Below are 11297 nucleotides of genomic sequence, written 5' to 3'. Positions count from 1 at the left end.
TTATTTCTTTATTCTAAAAAATAATTAAAATCGTAGTTTATAATTTTTGATACTTTTTGCAAAGCTCGGTATATTTTATTTCTTTATTATAAATATTTTTATAACTATACCCATCACATTTACAAATGATGCAAAACAGTAATCGTTTATAAAAATATGCACAAAAGTTAGCAGATTTAAAAATTTATTTAAGCTATACTATACTTTAAAAGATAAAAACTTAGTTTCGGATTTATTATCACTATGTGAAAATTATCTAGTGAGAATAAGATCTTTATCAATTCAGAAAAAAAGGAAGGACTTACTTATGAAAATAACAATAATGGATCTAAGTAAATATTCCTTTTTCTATAATTTACTATGGTTATCATCAATATAATTCTGATGAAAAATTAAATATTATTAACACTAGAATGAGTTTCTTTCATTTCCGAGGACTAAATATGCCCGAGTGCAGGAGTCCTCCTTTTTTTGTCTAAAAAAAGACAAAAAAAGAATGGAGGAATCATAAATGGAAAAAGAATATTACCTTTATGTCGGTGGGCAAAAAATCAAAGTAAGCGAGCAGATATACAAAGTCTACTGGCAAGAAAGAGAACATGAAAAATATTTAGAGCAGGTGGACAAAAAAACCACTTGCTCTTTTTTCGTCCCTAAATCATGATGGGAATTTTGAAGATAATTTAGAAGATAAAAATATTGATGTAGAAAAAGTTGTAGCTACACAAATGATGATTGAAGCACTAAGAAATGCTATGTCAAAGTTAAATAAGGATGAACGGGAAATCATTGAAAGATTATATTTCAAAGATGAGACACTTCGTGCAGTAGCAAAGACTCAAAATATATCACATCCTGCTTTAATAAAAAGGCGAGATAAGATTTTAGAAAAACTAAAGAAATTTAAAGAAGAAAGATAGTTTCTGGTTACCAAAGAGGGCAAATTTTCCTTTATAAAGTGAGGGGAGTTTTGTCCTCTTTCTATTTTTAAAACAAAACAATATTTGAACCATAACAATTAAATAGACCAAGACAAGACATTAATCATTTTTGGAGCGTAATAACCTAGCCGCCAAGATCTTTCTGCTGAATAATTCGGCAAAATAAGTACTGCTAAGCAAAAAAAGGGAAGAAGAAATGGAGCGATAAGTAAGAGTTTGAATATAGGGAGGGATACCCTATCCGCTATGAAGAAAATGAGGATAATGATACTTCTAAGGTTGAAGCCGGCTCATCCGGAATAGAGGCGGAGGTGAGATTCCTATGTTGCTAATCCAAGGCACTTGTCAATGTCAAAAAACTTTAAAATTAATATTTTTAAAATACTATTTGGAGGATTTATGATTAATGAAAATATAAAAGGAGTTCGTATTTGTGAAAAAGCATTTCTAACATTAAAAGAAGCATCTGAATATTTCAATATTGGTCAAGATAAAGTTAGACAATTAACTGATGAAGATGATTGCAAATCTGTATTATTTAATGGAAGTAAACGTCTTATTAAGAAAAAGTTAATGGAAGAGTATTTAAATAGACAATTTTCTATTTAGAGATGAAATTGAATAAAGAGCACGCATAATGTGGCATAATAATTATAGCGTGTTCTTTTATCAAAAAAGGTGAATTTTTATGGTAAGAAGATGCAAAGATAGTAAAGAGGGTGTTTTAAAAGACGGTGAATATCAAAGGTCAAATGGCACTTATGAATTTAAGTGGCAAGACAAAATAGGTCGTAGAAAATCTATCTATGCGAAAACTCTAAAAGAATTAAGAGAAAAGGAATTAGATATTTTACGCAATACTATAGATGGAATCAACAATGAAGGAAGTAGCTTATCTGTAAATGATACTTTTAAGCTATGGACAAAGGTAAAAAGAGGTTTACAAGATAATACCTTTAAAAATTACATCTATATGTATCAACAATTTGTCGAACCGACTTTTGGTTGCATTAAACTATCTGATATTAAAAGATCTGATGTTAGAAGTTTTTATAACAGATTAAAGGAAGATCAAGGATTGATGGTTTCTACCATAGATTGTGTTCATACTGTCTTACATAAGGTTTTAGAATTAGCAGTGGATGACGAATATATAAGGTTTAATCCGTCTGATAATGCTTTAAAGGAACTGAAAGTAGCTTATCGAAATGAATCTCCGAAGAAAAAAGCCATGACAATAGAAGAACAGATGCTATTTGAAGAATATTTATCTAATAGTGATGAATATAAAAAATGGTATCCAATATTCATTGTTATGCTTTGGACAGGTATGAGAGTTGGAGAAGTTACAGGATTGCAATGGGACGATCTAGATTTTGATAATGGTCTTATAAATGTAAATAGGACTTTGGTATATTATAGTAAAGGTAAAGGATTAAACAATAGATATGCTATTAATACACCGAAGACAGCATCAGGTAAGCGAAGTATTCCTATGGTTCAAAAAGTAAAAGATGCTTTTCTTATGGAAAGAGAGTTACAAAAGACTTTTGGAATCGAATGTTGTGATTCAATCGATGGATTTAAAGACTTTGTATTTTTAAATAGATTCGGAAAGGTTCACAATAATGGAACACTTAATAAAGCTTCAAGAAGAATTGTTAGAGATTGCAATTTAAGTATAATGGATAAAATAAATCGAACTCTAATGATATTCTATTAGTTCCACATTTAAGCAATCACATTTTTAGACACACCTTTGCTACAAGGCTTAATGAACAAAATATAAATACAAAAGCAATGCAGTCTATTCTAGGTCATTCTGATATTAGTACAACAATGGATATATATGTAGATGCAACAGAAGATTTTAAGATAGAACAGATGGGGGAATTTGAAAAAGCAATGAAATTTATATTTTAGAATTTACGACAGCTTACGACAAATTTACGACAATTTGCTAGAAATCTATGGGCACTTATAGAGAGTTAGCAAATTGTCGTAAATGTAGAAGTACCAAAAAATAGACTTTTATAGAGATTTAGACAATTATCTAAGGTAGAGGGGATTTTCCCAACAATGAAGCCAGTTGGCAAAGAAAAAACTGAAAATTCTGGTCAAGATTCTAATGAAAATACAAATCAAGAAAGTGGGAAATCAATAAATCTAGATCTTTCAAAAATCAAAGTTGAACCATTATTTGAAGATATGGTTGATTTTGATACATTCTCAAAATCTGATTTTAGAGTTATAAAAGTTAAAAATTGCGAAGAAGTTCCAAAGTCAAAAAAACTATTGAAATTTACATTAGATGATGGTTCTGAAAAAGAAAGAGTTATTTTATCTGGTATTAAGGAATATTACAGTGCAGAGAGCTTAATTGGAAAGACACTACTTGCGATTTGTAATCTTCCTCCACGTAAGATGATGGGAATCGACTCAGAAGGTATGATTATATCTGCAATTTGTGAGTACGACGGAGAGGAAAAACTTAACTTAATAATGTTGGATGATAATATTCCAGCAGGATCAAAATTATATTAAAGAATACGCTAATTATGAAATAACCTGAACCCCAAAATCCAGAATACGGATGGAGGGGTTTTTGTATGCCAAAATACACAAAAGAATTTAAAGTAAAACTAGTAAATGAATATTTGTCTTGCGATTTGGAGCAGTTCCAAGTGGGACAAATAAAAAACCAGGACTATCTCAATAAATACTAACGAAAGCACAAGTATAAAATAGGCTAAAGTGACTTATAAACCTATTTATGATATAATATATCTTAACAATAAAACGGATAAGGGGTAATAATATAGTAATTTCTTATATCCATTATGGCACTTATTGGTAGAAAGAAAAATGAACAAAGAAGACTAAAAAAGAGCTGCAACCTGTAGATCCATTGAAAGAGGTATTAGATATCCTGATTAACTATAGAAATAATATTTATTTAGACAGGAGGAAATAAAGTGAGTCAAGAAAATAAGATAAATCAATCTTGCTGAGGTTCAATACAAAAAACCACTGGTACAGTGGAAGAAAAAGCGAATTGCCCCAAATGTCACAAAATAGGAGAAAAGGTTAAGAATATAACTGTAAAGCATATGGTATCAGAAAACCTTATGGGAAAGGTTGTAGATGAAGAAACTTACTATTTATGTATGAATGAAGATTGTGATGTCGTGTATTATAACTTAAACAATGAAAGAGTTTTTTATAAGGAAGATGTAAAAGTTCCTATATGGTTTAAAAAGGATGCAAATCCCAAATATATATGCTATTGCAACCAAGTTACAGAGCAACAAATTATAAACGCTGTTTTAGATGATGGTGCAAAGAATATTAAAGATATTATTAGACTTACAGGGGCAATGAAAAATGGAAAGTGCGAAATTAACAATCCTTTGGGAAAATGCTGTAGTCCTTTTATTCAAGAAACCATCAATAAGGCATTAAAAAGCAAACAATAGTTTGCGAAACATAATTTATAAAGTACGTCACAACAGTAATAAAATTAAAAATAATAAAAAACTATAGAATTAAAATTTTAACGGTTCAGATGTAAAAGTCTGGGCCGCTTTTTTATTTTCCCCGGAAAGGAGGTCACCTTTATGGTAAATGATGAAGTTAATAATAAGGCTATAAATATTGAGATAAAAGTGGCTCAGTATTCAGCAAAGGCTATTTTAAAAGCCATGAAAAAGATTATAGAAGATGCCGATGAAAAAAGCCAACAACTAGCAGATTATATTACTGAATAAAGAAAAACTAATTCAAGGAAACTTAAGGATATGGTAAAGAAAGGTCAGCTGGAAAATATTGATGAGCAAATCGAAAATAAATTCTATGCTTTTAAGGATTACGCATATAGGCGTAAAATAAATTGGGGGTTTGTTAGAGATAAAGATACAAGACTTTATATTAACAATACAAACTACACAAAAGAAATGAATAATGAAAACTGGAAAAGGCTAGAAGATTTATTTTAATGAGGTGTTAAATGATAGAAAACAATATTCCAAAAGTATTTATATCATATTCGTGGGAAAGCAAAGAACACTCTGATTGGGTTAAATCTCTAGCAGATAAATTGTTAGTAGATGGTATTGAAGCCATAATAGATAGTTATGATGTAAGTCCAGGGGATAGACTTCCAAAATTTATGGAAAGCTCGATAAGAGATAGTGATTATGTAATTATAATTTGCACTGAAGAGTATAAAAGGAAAGCTAATAATAGAGAAAAAGGTGTAGGTTATGAAAGTCATATAATATCTGCGGAACTCTACAATAATCACAATGATAGGAAGTTTATTCCAGTCATTAGACAAGGAGATTTTAATTCAGCTTTGCCTACTTACCTAGATGGAAAACTTGCAATAGATTTAAGAGGTAATCCATTTAATGAAGATTCATATAAGGATCTTATTGCATCAATATTTAAAGTTAAAAAGAAACCTAAAGTAGGTATAAGACCATATTATGTTGATGAATATGAACCAATAACAATTGAGGGAGAGGATATAAAAATAGTGGACATTATAACAAATGAAGTTACCTTGCCAAAAAATGATGGAACAAGAGGTTCTGCTTTGTATAGAATCCATTTTAGATTATCTAGCAAACCAACTAGCACATGGTCTGAATTGTTTTTAAGAAATTGGAATTACCCACCAAGTTTTACATCAATGCATAGACCTGGAATAGCTAGAGTTGAATCTGATAAAATCATTTTAGATGGAACAACAATCGAAGAGGTAAAACAATATCATAGAGATACCTTAATCTTGTGTGTAGAAAAAACAAATGAAGAAGAAAAACAATATAGAAGAAGAGAAGAACAATTAAAAAGAAAGAAGCAAGAAGAAATAGAAAATCATTATAGAAATATAGAAGATATTTCAAAAGACTTAAAATTTTAATTGTGACACTTTGAAAGGGATAGCAGAAATGTTATCTCTTTTTTAATACAAGAAAGGAGTTTTATATGAAAAAATTAGAACAAATAAGACAAGAGTCAAAAGAAATAAAAGACAAAATTGATGATACATAAGAAAGATTAAGGCAACTAAAAAATCAAGAAAAGAAGATATTAAAACAAGACATAGTAAAAAGAAGAAAAGAAAGAACTCATAAGCTCATAACAAGAGGAGCAATCTTAGAAAGCCTTATAGAAAATGCAGAAGAACTAACAGATGAAGAAATAAAAATCCTACTAGAAAACCAACAAAGACAAAAGAATTTAAAGAAACACTAAAAATAATAAGAGAAAATTAGGGAAAATATAATAATCAAATCTCTCTTAGTTTCTAAGGGCGCAATTATACACCCTAAAGGATGCTTGCGTCATGCGGAGCCAAACCCTTGCAGAGACCAACAACCATTCGCTTTGGGTCTGCCCCAGCCAATTATCTCCAACGAAAATTTATTTGAGTTGTAGAGATAATTAGGCGAGGGTATTGAAAGTCAAGGGTAAATAAACTCGCTAAGGCTCGCCCTTGACTTTTAAAATTTGAAATGAACAAAACAATTAAGCCGACATACTGAAACAACAAAAATTAATTCAGTAGTCGGCTTTTTTAATTCTATCAGGGTCTGCCCCTGCCAATCATTCACCACGAGCTTGCGAGTGGATTAAATGATTAGGCAAAGGGTATTTCAAAACGCTCATTCACAAAGTGGATATAAAAAATTTATTAAGCCTCCACCTAAAACAACAAAGAAAGAAAGGAAGTGATAAAAATGGCAGACAGTTTTCATTTTTCAGTAAACATAATATCAAGAGGAAAAGGCAAAAGTGCAGTAGCAAGTGCAGCATATATAAGTGGAGAAAAAATAAAAAATGAATGGGACGGTGTAACCCATGACTACACCAAAAAGCAAGGAGTAATAAGCAAAGAAATATATTTACCAGATCACGCACCAGAAGAATATAAAGACCGAAAAACCTTGTGGAACTCGGTAGAACTATTTGAGAAAAATTCTAATGCCCAACTTGCAAGAAACTTCATCATATCTTTACAATGAAGCCAATAGGCTTAGAAAAGGCAGAAAATATGGATTCGTCAAAAGAAACTTACGACAGAAAAAATCGACTTTTCAAAAATAAAAGTTGAACCATTATTTGAAGATATGGTTGATTTTGATACATTCTCAAAGTCTGATTTTAGAGTTGTAAAAGTTAAGAACTGCGAAGAAGTTCCAAAGTCAAAAAAACTATTGAAATTTACATTAGATGATGGTTCTGAAAAAGAAAGAGTTATTCTTTCAGGAATCAAGGAATATTACTCAGCAGAGTCATTGATAGGCAAAACACTACTTGCCATAACAAACCTTCCACCAAGAAAAATGATGGGCATTGACTCTGAGGGCATGATCATATCTGCAATTTGTGAATATGATGGAAAAGAAAAGCTTGATTTAATAATGCTTGATAAAAATATCCCTGCGGGTGCAAAATTATATTAGAAAATTGCTAAAAACAAACTCATGAAAATGGGTTTGTTTTTTTATAAATACTTTTTTATGAAAGCCATAAAGGGTATCAATATTAAGAGGAGTATTTATGAATGATAAGGTAATTTTATACACAAGGCAGCATGAAAATTCTCTTTATGAGCTAAAAAACAAGGGTAGAATTACTAATAAAGAAATATATGTAAGGCTTCATATGCTAGATATTGCACCATATTTTATGGAAAAATACAGACTTTTTGTAAAAATGGCAGAAAAAATCGTCCCAAGACCTGAGGGAAGCGAGTATCCGATTTGGTGTTCTATTAGCAAAAGAAATTGCCTTAGACCAATAGAAAAAGAGGTCGTCTATGAAATAGAAGTTCCAAAAAGTGAAGTCATTTACTTTGACGGAGGCAAATGGGACTATGTTTTAAATAATATTTATATTCCAAAAGATGAAGAAGATAGGATAAATTACCACAAGGAAATTGATGCTCTGGGAGTAAATGACGAATATAACTTCATAGATGGCAAATATAAGGGAATGTATCCAGAAATCGAAGAAAAAATAAGAAATTCTTGGGATAGGATTTTTCAATTAGATAATTGGTCAGACTTTGTAGTTCAAGCAAATATTTGGCATATCAAAAAAGACTGGGTTCTTAGAATTATAAAACCTGGAGAAAAAATCTAATATTATTAAATTTATTTGACCTTATTTTTTATCTTAGTAAAGTTAAATTATAGAATATTAGAAATTAGAGGAAACGATGAGAAATTTTAAAAAAATTATTTACTTATTCTTAGTTTTTGCGTTTTTAACTTCTTGTAAAAGCGAAAAAAGAGAAAATACCGAAGAAGAAACAACAAGAACTGTTGATTTGATTGAAAATATAGATCAATACGAGAAAACTTTGGCAGAAGAAAAAGCTAAGGAAGAAAAATTATCCAAAAAAGAAAATAAAAAAGAAGAAAAAGAAGAAAAAATAGAAGATAAAAAAGATGACCAAATTGCGGAAAAAAAGGAAAGCAAGATAGCAAAAGTTAGGATAAAAGTTTTTGGAGATATAATGGCAAATACTATCCAAAATCAATACGCTTTCAACAAAGGGGCTGGAACTTATGATTATTCAGATTCCTTCGCCTTAATCAAGGATTATGTAAGCGACAGCGATATTTCAATTGCAAATTACGAAACAACCACCAATCCAAACCTTGCCTATGCAGGTCATCCTAGATTTAACACACCAGAAGCTTATCTAAAAGCCATTGCAGATGCAGGTTTTGATATTGTAACAACAGCAAATAATCATTCCCTAGATTCTGGCATCGAGGGGATTACTACAACTATCGAAGCTATTGAAAATTGTGGTCTAGATCATGTTGGATCAATGAGAGATGAATCCGAAAAATTATTAATGAAAGAAATAAATGGAATAAAAATTGGATTTTTATCCTATACTTACGGAACAAACGGCATAGAAAACCTATTTATCCCTAGAGAAGAAGTTGAAGAATTAAATTATTTGCATCCAGAAAAAATAAGAGCAGACATTGAAGAAGCCAAGGATAAGGGAGCTGATTTTGTCGTTGTCTATCCTCATTGGGGCATAGAATATCAAAATCAACCGACAGAAGATCAAATAAAATTAGCAAGAGATATGGCTGAATGGGGAGCAGATTTGATTATCGGCAATCACCCTCACGTAATCCAACCTTTTGAAAAAATCGAAACTTTAGATGGCAGAACTGCTTTTATAGCCTACGCTTTGGGAAATGTAATAAGCTATCAACTTCAAGAAGTAACAGGAAATATAAGATCAGAACAATCTGTAAGCTATGATATAACCTTAGCCAAAAATTTCACTGAAGATAGGACAAGTATTGAAAAGATCGAAGCGAATCCTCTATGGACAGGGCTTACTTACAATGACTACGGTGGAAGTGTCCAAACATATTTGGCAAGCGAATATCTTGAAGGTGGAGCAAAATATGATCAAGTAAACGAAATTCAAAGAGCTAGAATCAAACAAGCCTTTGATATGACAAATGAAAGTCTAAGCCAAGGAGTGATTAACTAGTGGGATTATTTACAACATTTGAATTAAAAATTCTAGATGCAATACAAAATCTAAGAAATCCATTTTTAGATGGCTTGATGATAAATATTTCAAGCCTTGGAAATGTTGGAATAATATGGATAGGATTTATAATAATAATGCTTGGAACAAAAGAATACAAAACCACCGCAAAATTAATCATGGTGGCATTTTTGGCAAATTTGATAATAGTAAATTTGCTGGTAAAAAATATTGTGGACAGGACAAGACCCTACGAGCTAGTAAATAATTTCAAATTACTAATTCCGCCATTATCAGACGGATCATTTCCATCTGGCCATTCTTCCTTTGCAGCAAGTTTTGCATCAATAACATTTTTTATGGGAAAAACAAAACTAATTAAATATCTTCCCCTAACACTTGCAATCCTTATGGCCTTTAGTCGATTATATCTCTATGTGCATTTTCCAAGCGATGTAATCAGCGGACTAATAATAGGATTTCTAATATCTACTTTTACAATGAAATTTTATTTTGAAGGTAAGTTAAAAAAATTAAATTTATCTTTTTACAAGTAAAAAATATGTGGTATAATTAATAGGTAACTATTAAGCCGGTGTGTTGGAATTGGCAGACGAGACAGACTCAAAATCTGTTGTCCATCTGGGCGTGTGGGTTCGAGTCCCACCACCGGCACCAATATTTTAAAGAAAACGTTGATTAATCAACGTTTATTTTTTTGTCTGTGGGCAATATATCGATAACTGGCTTATATTTTTGTAGTTCATTTTCAATAAAAAATTATATATATAGAATTAATTGAAAAAAAATAAGCCTTATAACGGCGATTATCAGTTTAGTAGCTGCTATAATCAGTTATAAGGCTAGTAAAAAAGAGGATAAAAAATTATCCTCGCCCTTATTGGGGTTACTATTATTATATTAAATTCATTTAGATTTTAAATGGTGACAAGAATTATTGCGTTGATTATTTCTATGATTGCTTTAATAATTTCTATTATGGCTTATAGAAATAATAAAAAGTAAGATGGAAGATAAAAAGACAAGCAAAGCCCAAATTAGAGCTAGTAAGAAATGGAATGCTAAGAATCCTGAAGTTATTAAAAGGTCGAGATATAAATCCAGTACAAAAATTTATATCAGAGATTGGGCAAACGAAGAGGATTTGAAAGAAGTGGAAGAATGGATCAAGCTTAGGCGAGAAAATCTATAGTTTTATAAAGGACAAGTTGTTAAAGGCTTGTCTTTTTCTGTAGATATTGCTTAGTATTTATAATTGTAGTACAATGTAAACATAAGATTGGAGGATTTTATGAGCGTTGTATCACTTAGATTAAATGAAGAAGAGAATAGGCTTTTTAGAACTTATGCCAAGCATACTGGTAAAAATTTATCTGAGCTTTTCAAGTCAGCTTTGGCTGAACAAATTGAAGATGAACTTGATTATGAAACTGGGATAAAGGCTTTAGAAAATTTTAGAGAAAATCCAAAGACTTATTCTGTTGATGATTTGATATCGGAACTTGAAAATGACTTATAAACTTTTGATTTCTGATGATGTAAGCAAAAAGATTAAAAAGATGGATAAGCATTTAGCTCTTATGCTGACTAGAGAAATGAAGGCAAAGCTTGATGGTCTTGAAAATCCTAGAAGTATTGGCAAGGCTCTTGTTGGTCAAAATAAAGGACTTTGGAGATATAGGATCGGTGCTTATAGAGTTATTTGTGACATAAGAGATGATGAGCTAATAGTTTTGGCTATTGATGTAGGCCATAGAAAAAATATCTATAAATAGTTTAAATAAGAGAGTATA

General features: G+C 30.7%; 11 protein-coding genes, 1 tRNA gene and 6 pseudogenes. All 18 read left to right on the top strand.

All coding sequences use genetic code 11. From position 1 onward, the window contains the following. Nucleotides 1–511: 511 nt before the first annotated feature. Nucleotides 512–920 (top strand): annotated as a pseudogene (locus tag GAN53_RS04650) (sigma-70 family RNA polymerase sigma factor). A 420-nt stretch (nt 921–1340) separates the two neighbouring features. Then, nucleotides 1341–1550 carry an excisionase gene (locus tag GAN53_RS04645; RefSeq protein WP_151409795.1) on the top strand — a complete coding sequence of 70 codons (210 nt, stop codon included), beginning with the start codon at nt 1341–1343 and terminating at the stop codon, nt 1548–1550. A 79-nt stretch (nt 1551–1629) separates the two neighbouring features. Beyond that, nucleotides 1630–2864 (top strand): annotated as a pseudogene (locus GAN53_RS04640) (tyrosine-type recombinase/integrase). Nucleotides 2865–3008: 144 nt separating this feature from the next. Beyond that, nucleotides 3009–3485, top strand: a pseudogene (metG, locus tag GAN53_RS04635) (methionine--tRNA ligase subunit beta); the annotation flags it as partial. Between the two features lie 449 nt (nt 3486–3934). Then, nucleotides 3935–4417 (top strand): Csac_0668 family 2Fe-2S cluster-binding (seleno)protein, encoded by a 483-nt coding sequence (locus tag GAN53_RS04625; protein WP_157884933.1) that lies wholly within the window; start codon nt 3935–3937, stop codon nt 4415–4417. Between the two features lie 141 nt (nt 4418–4558). Next, on the top strand, nt 4559–4708 hold the full coding sequence (locus GAN53_RS09735) for a hypothetical protein (RefSeq protein ID WP_192574090.1): 150 nt from the start codon (nt 4559–4561) through the stop codon (nt 4706–4708). A gap of 30 nt (nt 4709–4738) precedes the next feature. Then, complete coding sequence (locus GAN53_RS04620) at nt 4739–4936, top strand: hypothetical protein (RefSeq protein ID WP_225791819.1); 198 nt, start codon at nt 4739–4741, stop codon at nt 4934–4936. Between the two features lie 11 nt (nt 4937–4947). Next, on the top strand, nt 4948–5868 hold the full coding sequence (locus GAN53_RS04615) for a toll/interleukin-1 receptor domain-containing protein (protein ID WP_151409794.1): 921 nt from the start codon (nt 4948–4950) through the stop codon (nt 5866–5868). Nucleotides 5869–5933: 65 nt separating this feature from the next. Further along, a pseudogene (locus tag GAN53_RS04610) lies at nt 5934–6223 on the top strand (DUF3847 domain-containing protein). Between the two features lie 465 nt (nt 6224–6688). Next, a pseudogene (locus GAN53_RS04605) lies at nt 6689–6967 on the top strand (MobA/MobL family protein); the annotation flags it as partial. After that, nucleotides 6967–7414 (top strand): annotated as a pseudogene (metG, locus tag GAN53_RS04600) (methionine--tRNA ligase subunit beta); the annotation flags it as partial. The pseudogenes GAN53_RS04605 and metG (GAN53_RS04600), both read left to right, overlap by 1 nt. A 97-nt stretch (nt 7415–7511) precedes the next feature. Beyond that, complete coding sequence (locus tag GAN53_RS04595) at nt 7512–8096, top strand: DUF3841 domain-containing protein (RefSeq protein WP_151409793.1); 585 nt, start codon at nt 7512–7514, stop codon at nt 8094–8096. A 76-nt stretch (nt 8097–8172) separates the two neighbouring features. Further along, a complete protein-coding gene (locus GAN53_RS04590; RefSeq protein ID WP_151409792.1) occupies nt 8173–9483 on the top strand; it encodes a CapA family protein in 1311 nt (436 codons plus the stop codon). After that, nucleotides 9483–10040, top strand: coding sequence for a phosphatase PAP2 family protein (locus tag GAN53_RS04585; protein WP_225791818.1), 558 nt, complete (start codon nt 9483–9485; stop codon nt 10038–10040). The genes GAN53_RS04590 and GAN53_RS04585 overlap by 1 nt, the downstream gene beginning before the upstream one ends. 34 nt (nt 10041–10074) lie before the next feature. Beyond that, nucleotides 10075–10161: transfer RNA gene (locus tag GAN53_RS04580), tRNA-Leu, on the top strand. A gap of 349 nt (nt 10162–10510) precedes the next feature. Further along, nucleotides 10511–10696, top strand: a complete 186-nt coding sequence (locus GAN53_RS04575) for a hypothetical protein (protein ID WP_151409791.1) — start codon at nt 10511–10513, stop codon at nt 10694–10696. 99 nt (nt 10697–10795) lie between these two features. Continuing rightward, nucleotides 10796–11023 (top strand): type II toxin-antitoxin system RelB family antitoxin, encoded by a 228-nt coding sequence (relB, locus tag GAN53_RS04570; RefSeq protein ID WP_151409790.1) that lies wholly within the window; start codon nt 10796–10798, stop codon nt 11021–11023. Beyond that, nucleotides 11013–11279, top strand: coding sequence for a type II toxin-antitoxin system RelE family toxin (locus GAN53_RS04565; protein WP_151409789.1), 267 nt, complete (start codon nt 11013–11015; stop codon nt 11277–11279). The genes relB and GAN53_RS04565 overlap by 11 nt, the downstream gene beginning before the upstream one ends. Nucleotides 11280–11297: the final 18 nt, after the last annotated feature.

Origin of the sequence: Anaerococcus sp. Marseille-P9784 (assembly GCF_902500265.1) — a bacterium.
GTDB lineage: Bacteria > Bacillota > Clostridia > Tissierellales > Peptoniphilaceae > Anaerococcus.
This window is presented reverse-complemented; position numbering and strand designations above follow the sequence as displayed.

Bases quoted from the DNA above. Each gene is read 5' to 3' on its own strand.
- GAN53_RS04620 (WP_225791819.1), top strand. From the start codon at position 4,739: ATGGTAAAGAAAGGTCAGCTGGAAAATATTGATGAGCAAATCGAAAAT.
- GAN53_RS04595 (WP_151409793.1), top strand. From the start codon at position 7,512: ATGAATGATAAGGTAATTTTATACACAAGGCAGCATGAAAATTCTCTT.
- GAN53_RS04615 (WP_151409794.1), top strand. From the start codon at position 4,948: ATGATAGAAAACAATATTCCAAAAGTATTTATATCATATTCGTGGGAA.
- GAN53_RS04645 (WP_151409795.1), top strand. From the start codon at position 1,341: ATGATTAATGAAAATATAAAAGGAGTTCGTATTTGTGAAAAAGCATTT.
- GAN53_RS04575 (WP_151409791.1), top strand. From the start codon at position 10,511: ATGGAAGATAAAAAGACAAGCAAAGCCCAAATTAGAGCTAGTAAGAAA.
- GAN53_RS09735 (WP_192574090.1), top strand. From the start codon at position 4,559: ATGGTAAATGATGAAGTTAATAATAAGGCTATAAATATTGAGATAAAA.
- GAN53_RS04590 (WP_151409792.1), top strand. From the start codon at position 8,173: ATGAGAAATTTTAAAAAAATTATTTACTTATTCTTAGTTTTTGCGTTT.
- relB (WP_151409790.1), top strand. From the start codon at position 10,796: ATGAGCGTTGTATCACTTAGATTAAATGAAGAAGAGAATAGGCTTTTT.
- GAN53_RS04565 (WP_151409789.1), top strand. From the start codon at position 11,013: ATGACTTATAAACTTTTGATTTCTGATGATGTAAGCAAAAAGATTAAA.